The sequence below is a fragment of the Cytobacillus sp. FSL W8-0315 genome (assembly GCF_038002905.1).
Lineage (GTDB): Bacteria > Bacillota > Bacilli > Bacillales > Cytobacillaceae > Cytobacillus > Cytobacillus pseudoceanisediminis.
On record NZ_JBBOOC010000001.1, the window covers coordinates 2,438,019 to 2,455,676 of the forward strand.

13 protein-coding genes, 3 rRNA genes and 1 riboswitch are annotated in these 17,658 nt (G+C 44.0%); of the genes, 11 read left to right on the forward strand and 5 right to left on the reverse strand.

The genetic code is table 11. The features are described 5' to 3' along the window. The first annotated feature begins 115 nt into the window (after positions 1-115). The 4 genes from MKY20_RS12550 (at position 116) to rrf (ending at position 5,161) form a co-directional block, all read left to right on the forward strand. Positions 116-1,665 (forward strand): 16S ribosomal RNA (locus tag MKY20_RS12550). Between the two features lie 181 nt (positions 1,666-1,846). Beyond that, positions 1,847-1,978: a hypothetical protein gene (locus tag MKY20_RS12555; RefSeq protein ID WP_258760818.1), complete on the forward strand. Its 132-nt coding sequence runs from the start codon at positions 1,847-1,849 to the stop codon at positions 1,976-1,978. Continuing rightward, positions 1,973-4,908: ribosomal RNA gene (locus tag MKY20_RS12560) — 23S ribosomal RNA — on the forward strand. The genes MKY20_RS12555 and MKY20_RS12560 overlap by 6 nt, the downstream gene beginning before the upstream one ends. 136 nt (positions 4,909-5,044) lie before the next feature. Continuing rightward, positions 5,045-5,161, forward strand: a 5S ribosomal RNA gene (gene rrf, locus MKY20_RS12565). Together the 16S, 23S and 5S rRNA genes form the textbook arrangement of a ribosomal RNA operon. Positions 5,162-5,591: 430 nt before the next feature. Here the strand turns inward: rrf and MKY20_RS12570 are convergent. Then, on the reverse strand, positions 5,592-6,215 hold the full coding sequence (locus MKY20_RS12570) for a LysE family transporter (protein WP_009336787.1): 624 nt from the start codon (positions 6,213-6,215) through the stop codon (positions 5,592-5,594). A 240-nt stretch (positions 6,216-6,455) separates the two neighbouring features. Here MKY20_RS12570 and MKY20_RS12575 point away from each other — a divergent pair, with 240 nt between their 5' ends. Then, positions 6,456-6,635 carry an H-type small acid-soluble spore protein gene (locus MKY20_RS12575; protein WP_009336786.1) on the forward strand — a complete coding sequence of 60 codons (180 nt, stop codon included), beginning with the start codon at positions 6,456-6,458 and terminating at the stop codon, positions 6,633-6,635. 37 nt (positions 6,636-6,672) lie between these two features. On the opposite strand, the gene MKY20_RS12580 is transcribed toward MKY20_RS12575, so the two are convergent. Further along, the gene (locus MKY20_RS12580) at positions 6,673-6,822 is read right to left on the reverse strand and encodes a hypothetical protein (RefSeq protein ID WP_009336785.1); all 150 of its coding nucleotides are present in this window, start codon (positions 6,820-6,822) and stop codon (positions 6,673-6,675) included. A gap of 166 nt (positions 6,823-6,988) precedes the next feature. Between MKY20_RS12580 and MKY20_RS12585 the strand changes: the two genes are divergently transcribed. The 6 genes from MKY20_RS12585 to MKY20_RS12610 all read left to right on the forward strand — a co-directional run bounded on the left by MKY20_RS12585 (position 6,989) and on the right by MKY20_RS12610 (position 14,164). Next, positions 6,989-7,330: a metal-sensitive transcriptional regulator gene (locus tag MKY20_RS12585; RefSeq protein WP_019380472.1), complete on the forward strand. Its 342-nt coding sequence runs from the start codon at positions 6,989-6,991 to the stop codon at positions 7,328-7,330. A 17-nt stretch (positions 7,331-7,347) separates the two neighbouring features. Further along, a complete protein-coding gene (gene copZ / locus MKY20_RS12590) occupies positions 7,348-7,554 on the forward strand; it encodes a copper chaperone CopZ (RefSeq protein ID WP_251175011.1) in 207 nt (68 codons plus the stop codon). Positions 7,555-7,708: 154 nt separating this feature from the next. Further along, entirely contained in the window at positions 7,709-10,132 is a 2,424-nt protein-coding gene (locus MKY20_RS12595; RefSeq protein ID WP_251157393.1) for a heavy metal translocating P-type ATPase, read from the forward strand. 175 nt (positions 10,133-10,307) lie between these two features. Further along, a complete protein-coding gene (locus tag MKY20_RS12600) occupies positions 10,308-10,436 on the forward strand; it encodes a hypothetical protein (protein ID WP_256815313.1) in 129 nt (42 codons plus the stop codon). Between the two features lie 128 nt (positions 10,437-10,564). Beyond that, positions 10,565-10,758: riboswitch (cobalamin riboswitch) on the forward strand. A 134-nt stretch (positions 10,759-10,892) separates the two neighbouring features. Further along, positions 10,893-13,115 carry a ribonucleoside-diphosphate reductase subunit alpha gene (locus MKY20_RS12605; RefSeq protein ID WP_251175010.1) on the forward strand — a complete coding sequence of 741 codons (2,223 nt, stop codon included), beginning with the start codon at positions 10,893-10,895 and terminating at the stop codon, positions 13,113-13,115. Positions 13,116-13,126: 11 nt separating this feature from the next. Continuing rightward, complete coding sequence (locus MKY20_RS12610; RefSeq protein ID WP_019380470.1) at positions 13,127-14,164, forward strand: ribonucleotide-diphosphate reductase subunit beta; 1,038 nt, start codon at positions 13,127-13,129, stop codon at positions 14,162-14,164. A gap of 53 nt (positions 14,165-14,217) precedes the next feature. Here the strand turns inward: MKY20_RS12610 and bioB are convergent, their stop codons facing one another. The 3 genes from bioB to MKY20_RS12625 all read right to left on the reverse strand — a co-directional run bounded on the left by bioB (position 14,218) and on the right by MKY20_RS12625 (position 17,439). Further along, positions 14,218-15,210: a biotin synthase BioB gene (gene bioB, locus MKY20_RS12615; RefSeq protein WP_009333451.1), complete on the reverse strand. Its 993-nt coding sequence runs from the start codon at positions 15,208-15,210 to the stop codon at positions 14,218-14,220. A gap of 24 nt (positions 15,211-15,234) precedes the next feature. After that, positions 15,235-15,831, reverse strand: a complete 597-nt coding sequence (locus MKY20_RS12620) for a biotin transporter BioY (RefSeq protein ID WP_019380468.1) — start codon at positions 15,829-15,831, stop codon at positions 15,235-15,237. A gap of 231 nt (positions 15,832-16,062) precedes the next feature. Next, positions 16,063-17,439 (reverse strand): M28 family metallopeptidase, encoded by a 1,377-nt coding sequence (locus MKY20_RS12625; RefSeq protein WP_217027666.1) that lies wholly within the window; start codon positions 17,437-17,439, stop codon positions 16,063-16,065. Between the last annotated feature and the right edge of the window lie 219 nt (positions 17,440-17,658).

Consider the following 17,658-nt stretch of genomic DNA (forward strand, 5'->3'; position numbering starts at 1 on the left):
TGCTTTAAGAGATGGCAACTTGAAAGATTGATCTTTGAAAACTGAACGAACAAAAACGTCAACGTTAATTCTTTAGTCTTTTTTGAAAAGACAACTTATGAGCTTAATCAACTCTTATATGGAGAGTTTGATCCTGGCTCAGGACGAACGCTGGCGGCGTGCCTAATACATGCAAGTCGAGCGGACAGATGGGAGCTTGCTCCCTGAAGTCAGCGGCGGACGGGTGAGTAACACGTGGGCAACCTGCCTGTAAGACTGGGATAACTCCGGGAAACCGGGGCTAATACCGGATAATTCTTTCCCTCACATGAGGGAAAGCTGAAAGATGGTTTCGGCTATCACTTACAGATGGGCCCGCGGCGCATTAGCTAGTTGGTGAGGTAACGGCTCACCAAGGCAACGATGCGTAGCCGACCTGAGAGGGTGATCGGCCACACTGGGACTGAGACACGGCCCAGACTCCTACGGGAGGCAGCAGTAGGGAATCTTCCGCAATGGACGAAAGTCTGACGGAGCAACGCCGCGTGAGTGATGAAGGTTTTCGGATCGTAAAACTCTGTTGTTAGGGAAGAACAAGTACCGGAGTAACTGCCGGTACCTTGACGGTACCTAACCAGAAAGCCACGGCTAACTACGTGCCAGCAGCCGCGGTAATACGTAGGTGGCAAGCGTTGTCCGGAATTATTGGGCGTAAAGCGCGCGCAGGCGGTTCCTTAAGTCTGATGTGAAAGCCCCCGGCTCAACCGGGGAGGGTCATTGGAAACTGGGGAACTTGAGTGCAGAAGAGAAGAGTGGAATTCCACGTGTAGCGGTGAAATGCGTAGAGATGTGGAGGAACACCAGTGGCGAAGGCGACTCTTTGGTCTGTAACTGACGCTGAGGCGCGAAAGCGTGGGGAGCAAACAGGATTAGATACCCTGGTAGTCCACGCCGTAAACGATGAGTGCTAAGTGTTAGAGGGTTTCCGCCCTTTAGTGCTGCAGCAAACGCATTAAGCACTCCGCCTGGGGAGTACGGCCGCAAGGCTGAAACTCAAAGGAATTGACGGGGGCCCGCACAAGCGGTGGAGCATGTGGTTTAATTCGAAGCAACGCGAAGAACCTTACCAGGTCTTGACATCTCCTGACAACCCTAGAGATAGGGCGTTCCCCTTCGGGGGACAGGATGACAGGTGGTGCATGGTTGTCGTCAGCTCGTGTCGTGAGATGTTGGGTTAAGTCCCGCAACGAGCGCAACCCTTGATCTTAGTTGCCAGCATTCAGTTGGGCACTCTAAGGTGACTGCCGGTGACAAACCGGAGGAAGGTGGGGATGACGTCAAATCATCATGCCCCTTATGACCTGGGCTACACACGTGCTACAATGGATGGTACAAAGGGCTGCGAGACCGCGAGGTTAAGCGAATCCCATAAAACCATTCTCAGTTCGGATTGCAGGCTGCAACTCGCCTGCATGAAGCCGGAATCGCTAGTAATCGCGGATCAGCATGCCGCGGTGAATACGTTCCCGGGCCTTGTACACACCGCCCGTCACACCACGAGAGTTTGTAACACCCGAAGTCGGTGGGGTAACCTTTTGGAGCCAGCCGCCTAAGGTGGGACAGATGATTGGGGTGAAGTCGTAACAAGGTAGCCGTATCGGAAGGTGCGGCTGGATCACCTCCTTTCTAAGGATATTTACATGAAACGTGACGCGTTTTGTTCGTTTAGTTTTGAGAGTTCAATCTCTCAATGAAAGATTCGTTCTTTGAAAACTAGATAATGATAATGAAGAAGCAATAACCGAGTAATCGCCATCTTAGTTTTTTTCTCTTATTTTTGTTTTAAAACGAAGTAAGAGCACAAACCATGAGGGCAATGAGAAGCAAGAAGATCAAGGAAGCGACCGAACGAGCACCGGAGCGTACGAGAGTACGTGAGGAGCACAGTGACGGAGCTGACGCAGAGATTCGCCGCTTATCATTGGCCGAAGTAGGTTAAGTTAGAAAGGGCGCACGGTGAATGCCTTGGCACTAGGAGCCGATGAAGGACGGTACTAACACCGATATGCTTCGGGGAGCTGTAAGTAAGCTTTGATCCGGAGATTTCCGAATGGGGAAACCCCCTATCCGTAATGGGATAGGATCTTTACCTGAATACATAGGGTATAGAAGGCAGACCCGGGGAACTGAAACATCTAAGTACCCGGAGGAAGAGAAAGCAAACGCGATTCCCTGAGTAGCGGCGAGCGAAACGGGATTAGCCCAAACCAAGAGGCTTGCCTCTTGGGGTTGTAGGACACTCTACACGGAGTTACAAAGGAACGAGGTAAATGAACAGGTCTGGAAAGGCCGGCCAGAGAAGGTAAAAGCCCTGTAGTTGAAACTTCGTTCCCTCCAGAGTGGATCCTGAGTACGGCGGGACACGAGAAATCCCGTCGGAAGCAGGGAGGACCATCTCCCAAGGCTAAATACTCCCTAGTGACCGATAGTGAACCAGTACCGTGAGGGAAAGGTGAAAAGCACCCCGGAAGGGGAGTGAAAGAGATCCTGAAACCGTGTGCCTACAAGTAGTTAGAGCCCGTTAATGGGTGATAGCGTGCCTTTTGTAGAATGAACCGGCGAGTTACGATTACATGCGAGGTTAAGTTGATGAGACGGAGCCGCAGCGAAAGCGAGTCTGAATAGGGCGAATGAGTATGTGGTCGTAGACCCGAAACCAGGTGATCTACCCATGTCCAGGGTGAAGTCCAGGTAACACTGGATGGAGGCCCGAACCCACGCACGTTGAAAAGTGCGGGGATGAGGTGTGGGTAGCGGAGAAATTCCAATCGAACTTGGAGATAGCTGGTTCTCTCCGAAATAGCTTTAGGGCTAGCCTCATGTAGTAAGAGTCTTGGAGGTAGAGCACTGTTTGGACTAGGGGCCCCCATCGGGTTACCGAATTCAGACAAACTCCGAATGCCAAAGACTTATCCATGGGAGTCAGACTGCGAGTGATAAGATCCGTAGTCAAGAGGGAAACAGCCCAGACCACCAGCTAAGGTCCCAAAGTATACGTTAAGTGGAAAAGGATGTGGAGTTGCTTAGACAACCAGGATGTTGGCTTAGAAGCAGCCACCATTTAAAGAGTGCGTAATAGCTCACTGGTCGAGTGACTCCGCGCCGAAAATGTACCGGGGCTAAACGTATCACCGAAGCTGTGGATTGACATCTTACGATGTCAGTGGTAGGAGAGCGTTCTAAGGGCGTTGAAGCGGGATCGCAAGGACCCGTGGAGCGCTTAGAAGTGAGAATGCCGGTATGAGTAGCGAAAGATGGGTGAGAATCCCATCCACCGAATGCCTAAGGTTTCCTGAGGAAGGCTCGTCCGCTCAGGGTTAGTCGGGACCTAAGCCGAGGCTGAAAAGCGTAGGCGATGGACAACAGGTTGATATTCCTGTACCACCTCTTTACCGTTTGAGCAATGGGGGGACGCAGGAGGATAGGGTAAGCGCGCTGCTGGATTAGCGCGTCCAAGCAGTTAGGCCGGTAACGAGGCAAATCCCGTTACCACACAGGCTGAGCTGTGACGGCGAGGGAAATTTAGTACCGAAGTTCCTGATTCCACACTGCCAAGAAAAGCCTCTAGCGAGGGAAAAGGTGCCCGTACCGCAAACCGACACAGGTAGGCGAGGAGAGAATCCTAAGGTGAGCGAGAGAACTCTCGTTAAGGAACTCGGCAAAATGACCCCGTAACTTCGGGAGAAGGGGTGCTCATTAGGGTGAATAGCCCTGATGAGCCGCAGTGAATAGGCCCAGGCGACTGTTTAGCAAAAACACAGGTCTCTGCGAAGCCGCAAGGCGAAGTATAGGGGCTGACGCCTGCCCGGTGCTGGAAGGTTAAGAGGAGAGGTTAGCGCAAGCGAAGCTTTGAATCGAAGCCCCAGTAAACGGCGGCCGTAACTATAACGGTCCTAAGGTAGCGAAATTCCTTGTCGGGTAAGTTCCGACCCGCACGAAAGGCGTAACGATCTGGGCACTGTCTCAACGAGAGACTCGGTGAAATTATAGTACCTGTGAAGATGCAGGTTACCCGCGACAGGACGGAAAGACCCCGTGGAGCTTTACTGTAGCCTGATATTGAATTTTGGTACAGCTTGTACAGGATAGGTAGGAGCCTGAGAAGCCGGAGCGCCAGCTTCGGTGGAGGCGTCGGTGGGATACTACCCTGGCTGTATTGAAATTCTAACCCGCGCCCCTTATCGGGGCGGGAGACAGTGTCAGGTGGGCAGTTTGACTGGGGCGGTCGCCTCCTAAAAAGTAACGGAGGCGCCCAAAGGTTCCCTCAGAATGGTTGGAAATCATTCGCAGAGTGTAAAGGCACAAGGGAGCTTGACTGCGAGACCTACAAGTCGAGCAGGGACGAAAGTCGGGCTTAGTGATCCGGTGGTTCCGCATGGAAGGGCCATCGCTCAACGGATAAAAGCTACCCCGGGGATAACAGGCTTATCTCCCCCAAGAGTCCACATCGACGGGGAGGTTTGGCACCTCGATGTCGGCTCATCGCATCCTGGGGCTGTAGTCGGTCCCAAGGGTTGGGCTGTTCGCCCATTAAAGCGGTACGCGAGCTGGGTTCAGAACGTCGTGAGACAGTTCGGTCCCTATCCGTCGTGGGCGCAGGAAATTTGAGAGGAGCTGTCCTTAGTACGAGAGGACCGGGATGGACGCACCGCTGGTGTACCAGTTGTCTTGCCAAAGGCATCGCTGGGTAGCTATGTGCGGAAGGGATAAGTGCTGAAAGCATCTAAGCATGAAGCCCCCCTCGAGATGAGATTTCCCATAGCGTCAAGCTAGTAAGATCCCTGAAAGATGATCAGGTTGATAGGTCAGAGGTGGAAGCGTGGCGACATGTGGAGCTGACTGATACTAATCGATCGAGGACTTAACCAAAACGAAAAGCGGAGGCGACTGTCAACTTCGAGAGAAGTTAGGAGCCGAAGCTAGACAAGTCATTGGTGAATACTCGGCAAATGCTTCTTCATACATTATCTAGTTTTGAGGGAACGAAGTTTCTTCAATTACATAGTCCGGTGGCGATAGCGAGAAGGTCACACCCGTTCCCATACCGAACACGGAAGTTAAGCTTCTCAGCGCCGATGGTAGTTGGGGGCTGTCCCCCTGTGAGAGTAGGACGCTGCCGGGCATATGAAAGAGCACCTGATGGGTGCTCTTTTTTTGTATGTTTGGATGATTTTCAGTTTATGCTTCACTTTGGCACATATATGCGTCACTTTCATTCGTATAAGCGCCAGAAATGAATTATATATGCTTCACTCCTATTTAACTTCCTGTTTTATGTGTTAAATTTGTTCTCAGCAAAGAAGTATTGTGCCAAATGTGAGATAAACACCAAAACATGTAAGATAAAAATGAAAACCAGTTAGGTCAACTCTTAGACATGCTAAATAAAACTTAATTCATGTCAGATAAATCCCCAAACTTGACAGACAACCATATTAACTGTAATGCAGCTTCAAAGAATTCATACCCTTGGCCATCCTGCAGCTCAGATTGATATTTCAGCACGTAATTATCTGTTTTTCGCCCCCTTGTCTGAATGGATGGAATATGTATTACAACAAAAGTTTATAAGCCTGTATCCCAAAATAAATCCCAAAGCCAATCAGCGATAAGCCAGATAATATGGAAATTAAAGCGAGAATTTTTCCGGTTAAAAATCTTCTAAAGCTGCTGGCGACGGCAGCCATCGTTATGTCCCAGAGGAGAAGCCCAGTGAAAATTGCACCGCTGTATAAAATGACATGAGCCTTGTCATACTCGGCTGCTGTTTTGGCCAGAATGGAACCATAGATGCCAAGCCAAAACAGTATAGTTAAAGGATTTGACAAAGACATGAGAAAACCCGACATAAAGGATTTAATTTTAGATTCATCTTTGGTTCTATAGCTTGAAACGACTTTGCCGGCACTTGTCAGGGTTTCAACTCCTGTGTATACAAGGACGAAAAATCCAAAGCACCATAAGAATGCTTTCATGAATGGTATCTCAAGAAAGTGTACAACCCCCAAATAAACAGCCCCCATATATATGGCATCTGCTGTCATAGCTCCCAGCCCCACCAGCCAGGCATGGAAAAACCCATTTTTTATTCCTTTATCCAACTGTGCAGCATTGATTGGACCGATTGGCGCTGCAAGCGACAGACCCAAGAAAACATAGCTTAGAAAAATGCTCATAAGTGTACAGCTCCTAACTCCAAAACCTATTTGTACAAAGTGTATTCAGTGTATTGGAAGGATAGGACAACTTTTAATCCAGAGCAAGTTATGAACAGCAGATTTTAATCAGATGCCATAGTCCATATAGACCTTGATCAAAAATCGAAGGCTTACTCACTTCACTTTTTGACAAAGTAAAGCATAAATTTCTCGACCATGCAAAAAATAAAATGAAAAATGCAGAGGAGCGTGTTACTTATGGATGCAAAACGTGTGAAGCAAATTCTTTCATCATCAGCAGATATCGAAGTAAAATACAATGGTGCTTCTGTGTGGATCGATAAGCTGAATGAGGATGGAAGAACAGCTACGGTACATTTGCGCGGTCCACTTGAAGAAAGATCCGAGGTAGAAATTGGAGAACTGACAGAATTGTAAAGATGATCTTAAGCCGCCATGTTGGCGGCTTTTAACTCTATATTTCCTGATTGGACTCAGTTTGTGTACGTTCATTTAAATATTGATTCTCAGCAGAAGCAAAATTTACTGACTGCAGGCTGATATCTTTATCGATCCCATATAAATCTTTGCCCGTGTCTTCTGGATTTTTATGCTTTCTTTCCACATTAGCTGCCTCCTTTAATAAAGTGTTTCCGTTAGTATAAACAGAGATTTTAAATATCATGAAAGGGAAATTGTACATAAAAATCCGTAATTTATTTCATTTTGAGCACAGGCCTTTACATAGGATACCGGGGTATAATATAATAAATATAAAGGAGGCTGATCAAATGGCTTTTGAACTGGAAAATGAGGATTTATTGTCTGAAAGCTGCTGTTCGATCGAATCGGAACGAAAAAGTCATCACTCAGAAAAAGTTAAAAAGAATTTGACAACCCGTTTAAATCGGATTGAAGGTCAAATACGCGGAATAAAAGGACTAATTGACAGAGACGTGTATTGTGACGATATAATAACACAAATTTCTGCAACCCAGTCCGCTTTGAATAGCGTAGCGAAGCTTTTGCTCGAAGGCCATTTGAAAAGCTGTGTAGTTGAAAGAATCCATGAAGGCGATCAAGAAGTGCTTGATGAATTTTTAGTCACTATTCAAAAACTAATGAAAAAATAATTGGAGGTTTAAATATTATGGAAAATATCACTTTAAAAGTTAGCGGAATGTCATGCGGACATTGTGTAAAAGCGGTAGAAGGCAGTGTCGGCAAACTAAATGGTGTTGATAAAGTAGCAGTTGACCTTGATAATGGCCAGGTGCAGGTTCAATTTGACTCATCAGCAGTTACACTTGGGCAAATCAAAGAAACAATTGATGATCAAGGCTATGATGTAGAGTAATAGGATCGGGAAAGAACGTGTGAACAAAATACACGTTCTCTTTTTTTAGTAAATAAAATGAGTAATTTGTCTGGATTTATTTGGTTGACATATAGGGTAGATGGGTATAGTATACAAATTGTGAGGAACATCGTTTAATAAAGGAGTGGGAGTTATGGTTGATGCAGCCCTTAAAGAGGTTCACCTTCCAATATCAGGCATGACATGTGCTGCCTGTTCGTCTCGAATTGAGAAAGGATTAAATAAGCTGGATGGCGTCCAAGAAGCAAGTGTCAATCTTGCTTTAGAGAAAGCAGCAATTAAATATAATCCTGAAGTAACTTCTGTCGAAGCTTTTGAGAAAAAAATTGAGGATTTAGGTTATTCGGTCGTATCTGAGAAAGCAGAGTTCGAATTGCTGGGCATGACTTGCGCTGCTTGCTCTGGAAGGATTGAAAAGGGACTTAATAAGCTTCCAGGCGTCAAACAAGCTGTAGTCAATCTGGCTCTTGAAACGGGCACTGTGGAATATAATCCTGAACAAATCTCCATTCAGGACATGATAAAGAAAGTGGAGAATCTAGGGTATCAGGCGAAAGTGAAAATGGATAAAGACCAGGATATCGAGGGATATCGGGAAAAGGAAATTGAGAAACAAAAAGGCAAGTTTATTTTTTCTTTAATTCTTTCCATCCCTTTATTCTGGTCCATGGTTGGACATTTCGAGTTTACATCATTTATTTATGTTCCCGATATGTTTATGAATCCGTGGGTACAGCTGGCTCTTGCAGCACCGATACAATTTTTCATAGGAAAGCAATTTTATGTCGGGGCATATAAGGCATTAAAAAATAAGAGCGCCAATATGGATGTGCTGGTTGCACTCGGAACTTCTGCTGCTTTTTTCTATAGCTTATACCAATCAATTTTATCAATTGGCAGCAATGCACATATGGTGGAACTTTATTACGAAACAAGTGCTATCCTTATAACATTAATAATCTTAGGCAAGCTGTTTGAAGCCCGGGCTAAGGGACGTTCTTCTGAAGCAATCAAAAAGCTTATGGGGCTGCAGGCAAAAACAGCAACTGTCTTAAGGGAAGGGGAAGAAATTGAAATTTCCCTTGAAGAAGTCATTGCTGGGGAAATCATATATGTAAAGCCAGGTGAAAAAGTTCCAGTTGATGGTGAGATTATCGAAGGACAGTCTGCTTTAGATGAATCCATGCTGACAGGGGAAAGTGTACCTGTTGATAAAACAGCAGGAGATACAGTTATTGGGTCCACCATTAATAAAAATGGCTTCCTGAAAATTAAAGCCACTAAAGTCGGCAAAGATACAGCATTGTCACAGATTATTAAAGTGGTTGAAGAAGCGCAAGGTTCAAAAGCCCCTATACAGCGAATGGCAGACAGAATCTCTGGGATATTCGTTCCCATTGTAGTGGCCATAGCAGTGGTTACATTCCTGGTGTGGTATATATGGGTAAGTCCTGGAAATTTTGCAGAAGCACTCGAAAAATTGATTGCTGTCCTGGTAATTGCATGTCCATGTGCTCTAGGTCTGGCGACGCCAACCTCTATAATGGCCGGCTCAGGCCGGGCAGCGGAATATGGGGTTCTCTTCAAAGGCGGAGAGCACCTGGAGCTCACGCACGAAATCACTGCAGTCGTTCTTGATAAAACTGGAACAGTTACACATGGCAAACCGGTATTAACAGATGTGATTATAGAACACAACGTTGAAGAAAAAACATTTCTCCAGCTTGTAGGGTCAGCGGAGAAACAGTCTGAGCATCCATTGGCTGAAGCGATAGTAAAGGGAATAAAGGATAAAGGAATCATGCTATTTAATCCAGTTGAATTTGAAGCTATTCCGGGGTATGGAATAAAAGCGAGAGTGGATGGAAAAGATCTCCTGATAGGTACAAGAAGATTAATGGACAAATACGACGTTAATGTCCAGTCAGCCAAACTTGATATGGAAACACTGGAGGAAAATGGAAAAACGGCAATGCTTGTCGCGGTTGATGGCAAATATGCAGGTATCGTGGCAGTTGCGGATACAATAAAGGAAACATCCAGAGATGCAATCAAACGCTTAAGGAAACTGGGCATTGAAGTCATTATGATTACGGGAGATAACAAACGTACGGCTCAGGCAATAGCTGATGAAGTGGGCATAGACTCTGCAATTGCAGAGGTTCTACCTGAAGGCAAGGCAGAAGAAGTAAAAAAACTTCAGAACCAGGGAAAAAAAGTAGCTATGGTCGGCGATGGCATAAACGATGCACCTGCACTTGCTGTAGCTGATATTGGTATGGCGATCGGAACCGGTACAGACGTTGCGATGGAAGCAGCTGATATTACGCTAATGAGAGGGGATTTAAATAGTATTGCAGACGCCATCCTAATGAGCAAAAAAACCATTAGGAATATAAAACAAAATCTTTTCTGGGCATTTGCATACAATACCCTTGGCATCCCAGTAGCTGCATTAGGGTTCCTTGCACCTTGGCTTGCCGGCGCCGCAATGGCGTTCAGCTCCGTATCTGTCGTTTTAAACGCACTTCGTTTACAAAGAGTAAAAATAAAGTGAAACTTCAATCAGCGGGAATTCTTTTTCTCTGCTGATTGTTAGTTGAACAAATCGGGCCTCAATGGGCAGTTGACCCACTCATCCTCCATGGACTCCTCTGAGCCCTGTAGTGGGGTCATACTGTCCGTTAGACTGCGATAAATGAAAAAACGTTTTATTAAAAGGAGCAGATAAAATGAAAAAATGGGCAGGTGCAGCGATTGCGTATCTCGTTCTTGTAATGGCAGGGTATGCTGTATATGATTCATTTTGGGCTACCCCTGAGCCGGTATCTCATGATATTGAAATGGAAAATCATGAGTGAGAAATAAAGAACAGAGGGAATATCCCCCCTGTTCTTTTTCGTCCATTAACGATTAAAAATTTGTAATCTATTTCTCTATATGATAGAATCATCTACAATATATAGTATATATTAAAAAGAATAAAAACTACATATAGATCGTGATTGGTGTCCTATGAGGACTTAATAGGGAATTCGGTGTAAAACCGAAGCTGTCCCCGCAACTGTAAGTGCAGACGAAAAGAGCATGCCACTGTACAAAACGCTTTATGGCGTTTGTATGGGAAGGGCTTTAAGTAGAGTGAAGCACAAGCCAGGAGACCTGCCAGGGCGATCGAAAGTTTCATATCTTCGGGGATTGAGATGATGAAACGATCGCGTAATGGCCGTTTATTCATCTTCTTCCAGCTATTATACTATCGTTTGATCCGCTCATTTTCCGGGCGGATTTTTATTTTGCCTTTAGGAGGAAGTAAGATGGTCCAAACCATACAACCGATAGAAATTTTAGAAGAACTTAAGACAGAATTTCCACAGCTCGGCATAGAGCACCTATTAAAAAGGTATGAAGAAATGAGCCAGCTGGGAGCGGAAACAATGTATGACCAGTTTATACTGGATTGTTTATCTTTTATCAGTATTGATGAGCCTGATTGGACTTTTGCCGCGTCACGTCTGCTTCTTAAGAAGCTCTATACTGAGTCAGGAAAAAATAGAGAATGCCAGCCGGATGATTGCTACAAACATTTTTATACGTTAATTGAACGGCTGACGGCTTTAGGAATTTATGACCAGGATTTATTAGATGTGTATTCAAAGGATGAGATAAATGAACTTGCCCAATTCATAAAGAAAGAAAATGACCGCTTATTTACATATTTGGGGTTGAAAATGCTGGCTGACCGATATCTTGCCAGGGACAAACAGAAAAATCTTTATGAGCTTCCACAGGAACGGTTCATGATCATCAGCATGGTGCTGATGAAAAGGGAGCCGAAGGGTAAGCGGCTTGAACTCATTAAAGAAGCTTACTGGGCAATGAGTGGTTTGTATATGACTGTTGCCACGCCAACACTCGCTAATGCAGGGAAAAACTGGGGACAGCTTTCAAGCTGTTTCATTGAGACCGTTGATGACAGTCTTGATTCTATATATGACAGCAATACCGATATTGCATCACTGTCTAAAAATGGCGGGGGAATCGGAGTATATTTAGGGAAGATCCGCAGCAGAGGAAGTGATATTAAAGGATTTAAGGGTGCATCTTCAGGTGTGATTCCCTGGATGAAGCAGCTGAATAACACAGCAGTCAGTGTTGATCAGCTTGGACAGAGGCAGGGTGCTATAAGCGTCTATCTGGATGTCTGGCATAAAGATATCTTCTCGTTTCTTGATGCAAAGCTTAATAATGGAGATGAACGGCAACGGACACATGATTTATTCACAGGTGTCTGCATTCCGGATTTGTTTATGGAAAAAGTGGAAAGCCGGGGATATTGGTATTTATTTGATCCCCATGAAGTCCGCAAGGTAATGGGCTTTTCACTGGAGGATTTTTATGATGAAGGTGAAGGCGAAGGTTCATTCCGCCAGAAATATAAAGAGTGTATAGATAACCCGAATCTATCAAGGGAAAAAGTGCCTGCCATCGATATAATGAAATCCATCATGAGAAGCCAGCTTGAAACAGGGACACCATTTATGTTTTACCGGGATGAAGTAAATCGGAAAAATGCCAATTCACATTGCGGAATGATTTATTGTACAAACCTGTGCACTGAGATTGTACAAAACCAAAGTGTTACAAAGAGGGTTGAAGAATATACAAGGGATGGGAGAATTATTATCGAAAAACATCCAGGAGACTTCGTTGTCTGCAATCTTTCATCCATCAATCTTGCAAGGGCCATAAGTGAGGGAGTACTTGAAAGGCTTGTGCCAATTCAGGTGCGAATGCTTGATAATGTCATTGATATTAATAGTATTCCGGTGCCTCAGGGCCAGATCACAAACCAGAAGTACCGTGCGATTGGACTGGGGACTTTTGGATGGCACCACCTTCTTGCACTGAAAAAAATCACATGGGAAAGCGAAGAAGCAGAAAAATTCGCTGACATTCTATATGAGCAAATTGCTTTTTTAGCGATAAAAAGTTCTATGGATCTGGCTAAAGAAAAAGGAAGCTATTCAGCCTTTAAAGGTTCTGATTGGGAAACGGGTGCTTACTTTGAAAAGAGGGGATATCTGGAGGCAGAGTCAGACATGGACTGGGCTGCATTGAGCAAAGAGGTAAGTGAAAACGGTGTTCGAAATGCCTATTTGCTGGCGGTTGCACCTAATGCATCAACTGCTTTAATTGCAGGAAGCACTCCAAGTATTGATCCTATATTCAACAAGCAGTACTCCGAAGAGAAAAAGGATTATCGGATCCCTGTGACAGCTCCCGATATTAACAGTGAGACCATTTGGTATTACAAATCTGCCTATCATATTAACCAGGAGTGGAGCATCAGGCAGAATGCAAACAGACAAAAACATATAGATCAAGCTATTTCATTTAATTTCTATATACCGAACCATATTAAAGCAATCGATCTTTTAAATCTGCATCTTTCAGCATGGAAGAAAAAATTAAAAACAACGTATTATATCCGATCAACTTCATCTGAGATTGAAGACTGTGAATCTTGCTCAAGCTAAAGGAGGACGTTATGAATACTCTAGAAAAACGGCCAATTATTAATCAATCGGCGCCAAACAAATCAACATCAATCATCAATGGGGAATGCTCCAATATTCTTAATTGGGATGATGTACGCTTCTCCTGGGCCTATCCAAAGTATAAAAAAATGCTCGCTAACTTTTGGACGCCTTTTGAAATAAACATGTCACAGGACATTAAGCAATTTCCGGAATTAACGAAAAGTGAACAAGAGGCATTTTTGAAAATTATTGGCCTGCTTGCATTGCTCGACAGTATCCAGACGGATTATGCCGGAAAAGTTGCTGATTATATTACCGACTCAAGCATATCGGCACTCATGATCATACTTGCACAGCAGGAGGTGATTCATAATCACTCATATTCGTATGTTCTATCAAGCCTTGTTCCCAAACAAAAACAGGATGAGGTTTTTGAATTCTGGCGTACAGAACCTATATTAGCTGAAAGAAATGAATTTGTTGTGAACGGATATAAAGATTTTGCTGAGAATCCAAGTGCAGAGAACCTGCTTAAATCTATTGTGTTTGATGTCGTTCTGGAGGGGCTTTTCTTTTATTCAGGCTTTGCATTCTTTTATCACCTGGCCAGAAATCAGAAAATGGTAGCCACCTCAACGATGATTAATTACATCAACCGGGATGAACAAATTCATGTAGATTTGTTTGTTAAAATTTTTAAAGAAATTCTGCAGGAAAATCCGGAACTTAATACTAATGAATTAAGTAAATTCGTCCAGGAGACTTTTAAAAGAGCTGCTGAACTGGAGATTGAATGGGCCCGCGATGTGATCGGCAGCAAAACAGAAGGCATCCTGCTGTCTGACGTTGAAGCTTATATCAAATTTTATGCCAATATCCGCTGCAATCAGCTGGGATATGAACGGCCGTTTGAAGGCTACCGGACCAATCCGCTCCGCTGGATAGTAGCTTATGAGCAGGTTGACCATGGGAAGTCCGATTTCTTTGAACAAAAATCGCGGCAATATACAAAAGTTCAAATTGATAATGGCTTTGATGAATTATAAACCTTATCCGGATATAAAAAAAAAGATTCTGCTGTTGCGCAGAATCTTTTTTTTCATGAGAATACTGGTTCCCCAGATACAAAATCAATCTCAAAACCCAGATCCTTCAGCATTTGGTGATCCGCTGTGCTTTCCTGACCTGCTGTGGTTAAGTAATCTCCTACGAAAATAGAATTAGCAGGATAAAGCCCGAGCGGCTGAAGGCTCCTAAGATTCACCTCTCTGCCTCCGGATATTCTGATTTCCTTTGATGGATTGATAAAACGCATCAGGCAAAGCACCTTCAGACAATAGCGGGGATTCAAATCATCTGTCCCTTCTAAGGGCGTCCCATCAATTGCATGCAAAAAGTTAACCGGGATTGAGTCGGCATCCAGGGCTTTTAGGCTTTTGGCCATCGCTACGACGTCTTCCCTGGTTTCTTTCATGCCAATAATTACCCCGGAACACGGTGAAATACCTGCGTCCTTTATTAATTGGACCGTATTGACTCTGTCACGGTATGTATGGGAGGTAGTGATGCTCTCATGATGATTTTCAGAAGTGTTAATATTGTGATTATAGCGGTCGACCCCAGCCTCCTTGAGCTTATCAGCCTGATCAGGCTTTAGAAGCCCGAGACAGGCGCAGACCTTCATGTTATAGTTATCCTTAATTTCTTTAACCGCTGAAATTACTTCATTTAGCTCCCTATTGCTCGGACCTCTTCCGCTTGCAACGATGCAATAGGTTCCAACATTTAGCTGATGTGCCTGTTTTGCACCCTGGATGATAGATTCCTTATCCATCATCCTGTATTTTTCAATAGGTGCTGTTGAGATGCTGGATTGTGAGCAATAGCCGCAGTTTTCAGGACATAGGCCTGATTTGGTATTAATAATCATATTTAATTTAACATGATTCCCATAATGATGATGGCGGATTTTATAGGCGCTGTGCAATAGATTCAGCAGCTCTTCATCTGGACAATTTAAAACATCCATTGCCTCCGAGTCTGTAAGTTCATGTCCTTCCAGTACGTCAAGTGCTAACTGTTGGAAATTCATATGTATCCTCCTTAGTAAAATTGTTTATGCTGCTCGGTTCATTTTTCTGAACTGACTGCTTGCAAATACTCTATGCTCCAGACGATGGGCCATTAACCCGGCAAAAACAGAGAGAATTATGTCTTTTGGAAGGGGGACCGCCATCCACAGCCATGCCAAATGATAGGTAAATCCCTCAGGTGCTGTAAACCAAAGTTTATAGGCCATATACATCCAATTCGTCCCAAAAACATAATTGATCACCATTCCGATTAAAGCTGCAGTAATATACACCGGAACAGATTTTTTCTTTTCTATCAATTTGCCGGTGACATAGGCTGTTACTATAAACGATAAGATAAAACCGAAAGTGGGGCTTAATAAGGAAGCAAAACCGCCGCCGAATTTTGAAAATACAGGGGCGCCTGCAAGCCCGGCAAAAGCATAGACAGCCATAGTAATAGCCCCTAATCGGCTACCTAAAATAGCCCCTGCCAGAATGGCAAAAAAAGTCTGCAAAGTAATAGGCACTCCCCCAATAACTAAAAATGGGACAAATGAAGTGATATTTGCTCCAACCGCCATTAGGCCAACAAACATGCCAGCCAATGTTAAATCAATCGTTCTTAAACCTGTCTTCATAAAATGCCTCCTGATAGATTTGTATTTATACAATTTAGAATAATAGCAGCAAACGTTTATTGTCAACTTAATTTTATAATAGGTTAACATATATATTTGGTTAAGGTGTGTAAACGTATGGTATGGCATATTGAATGGAGGTTAGGAGAGAAGAAATCGGGGTTAGGCATGGAGTTTCTTTTTTGCTAATAAACCAGCCGCCGGCAATTGGCCAGCGGCTGGATAAAAGCATTAATTATTGCCTTGTGTTTTTTTTCGGACAACATCAAAAAGTCCGGAACCGATGATATCAAGTGCTGATTGCATTCTTTCTGCAGAGATATTATCTTCGATAGTATCCTGCGGTGTATGATAGACTTTTTCAATATGGTAAACAAGCGGATCCCAGCTGTCTATGCCCATCCAGATAAAAAGGGCCGCAGGAATGCCGGCATTATGGAAAGGAACATGGTCACTCGATCCGAATTTGCCTGGGAGAATATCCGAATTGCCCAAGCGTGCCCCAGCTTGACCAGTTGAAGAAGTTACAATGTTTTGGCTGCCGTCTGGTGTCATGGCATATAGGTTTGTAGCCTTTTCATAATTTGTAGCAACCATATCAGGAACAAAAACAGCTTCTATTTGATCTTTTTGTGTCTCTGTTAACTGATCTACATAATATCTTGCTCCTAAAAGTCCGCGTTCCTCAGATCCAAATGCAATGAATTTAAGGGTTTTGTCTGTATTGTATCCTTTATAAACTCTGGCAAGTTCAAGCATTAACCCTACACCGGAAGCATTATCATTCGCACCTGGAGCACCCACCACACTATCATGATGGGCACCTAGTATAACCTCTTTTGTATCTTCATCTTTTGATTTAGCTTCCTTGGTTGCAATTACATTTACCGATTTTAGATCCTTATAATGTTTTGCTGACAGGGAGAGCTCAACTGCACCTTGCTCCATTTGTTCCTTGAGCCATTCTCCATGAATATAGGAAGCCCCAAAAACCGGGATATCATATTCCGATGTAAGGTTAGGATTAAAAGTTTGTCCGTAATTGCCGCGGCTTCCAACAAGGCTTTGGAGAATCACACCAGCTGCCCCTGCCTCAACTGCTTTGGCTACCTGCTCTCGGTATCCGGCTGTAGTATCTGCTCGAGCCAGAAGAACTATTTTACCTTCGGCTCCCTGGAAATTCTCATTTTCCACAAAGATGACTTCTGCATGAACTGGCGTATCGCTGATTGCTCCGTTTGGTGCAGCGCCCATTTCCCATACCGTCCCATCTTCAAATGCTGCACTGCCTATGAATTGATCTGCTACTGGAAAGTATTGAAATTCAACATCATAGCCATAACTTTTGAGTGTATTGGCAATATACTCTGCCGATTTTTTTTCATTTTCTAATCCGCCGGGTCTTGTCCCGATTTCTTCCGATAGATACCTCACGTGTTCGATAGCACGTTCAGCATTTACTCTGGCAATAATCTTCTGATCTTGCGAGTGGGATGAATTTCCATTTTCATTACTTAGCGGGGCAGCATACCCGATTGTGCCAAAAGCTAAAGAAGCTGCTAGAGCCGCTGCTAATATCTTGGGAGATTTTCGACTATTTCTTGACATAATACCCTCCTGAAATTTAGTGGTTTTTCGATTCCCTAACGATTCCTAGTTTAGTAGAAAATGGTATTTTTTGAATAGAGTACTAATTCCTATGGGGTAAGCCTATTTTTGCGACACTATGTGTCAAATTTATATAATAAAAGACAAAATCTATTGGGAAATTATTACTGTTTATGGCGAGAGACTTTGTGTTTTTTTACTCCCTAAAAGGGTAAAGTG

Excerpts from the sequence above, each read along its gene's own strand:
- MKY20_RS12555 (WP_258760818.1), top strand. The coding sequence starts at position 1,847 with ATGAGGGCAATGAGAAGCAAGAAGATCAAGGAAGCGACCGAACGAGCA.
- MKY20_RS12570 (WP_009336787.1), bottom strand. The coding sequence starts at position 6,215 with ATGAGCATTTTTCTAAGCTATGTTTTCTTGGGTCTGTCGCTTGCAGCG.
- MKY20_RS12575 (WP_009336786.1), top strand. The coding sequence starts at position 6,456 with ATGGATGCAAAACGTGTGAAGCAAATTCTTTCATCATCAGCAGATATC.
- MKY20_RS12585 (WP_019380472.1), top strand. The coding sequence starts at position 6,989 with ATGGCTTTTGAACTGGAAAATGAGGATTTATTGTCTGAAAGCTGCTGT.
- copZ (WP_251175011.1), top strand. The coding sequence starts at position 7,348 with ATGGAAAATATCACTTTAAAAGTTAGCGGAATGTCATGCGGACATTGT.
- MKY20_RS12595 (WP_251157393.1), top strand. The coding sequence starts at position 7,709 with ATGGTTGATGCAGCCCTTAAAGAGGTTCACCTTCCAATATCAGGCATG.
- MKY20_RS12600 (WP_256815313.1), top strand. The coding sequence starts at position 10,308 with ATGAAAAAATGGGCAGGTGCAGCGATTGCGTATCTCGTTCTTGTAATG.
- MKY20_RS12605 (WP_251175010.1), top strand. The coding sequence starts at position 10,893 with ATGGTCCAAACCATACAACCGATAGAAATTTTAGAAGAACTTAAGACA.
- MKY20_RS12610 (WP_019380470.1), top strand. The coding sequence starts at position 13,127 with ATGAATACTCTAGAAAAACGGCCAATTATTAATCAATCGGCGCCAAAC.
- bioB (WP_009333451.1), bottom strand. The coding sequence starts at position 15,210 with ATGAATTTCCAACAGTTAGCACTTGACGTACTGGAAGGACATGAACTT.
- MKY20_RS12620 (WP_019380468.1), bottom strand. The coding sequence starts at position 15,831 with ATGAAGACAGGTTTAAGAACGATTGATTTAACATTGGCTGGCATGTTT.
- MKY20_RS12625 (WP_217027666.1), bottom strand. The coding sequence starts at position 17,439 with ATGTCAAGAAATAGTCGAAAATCTCCCAAGATATTAGCAGCGGCTCTA.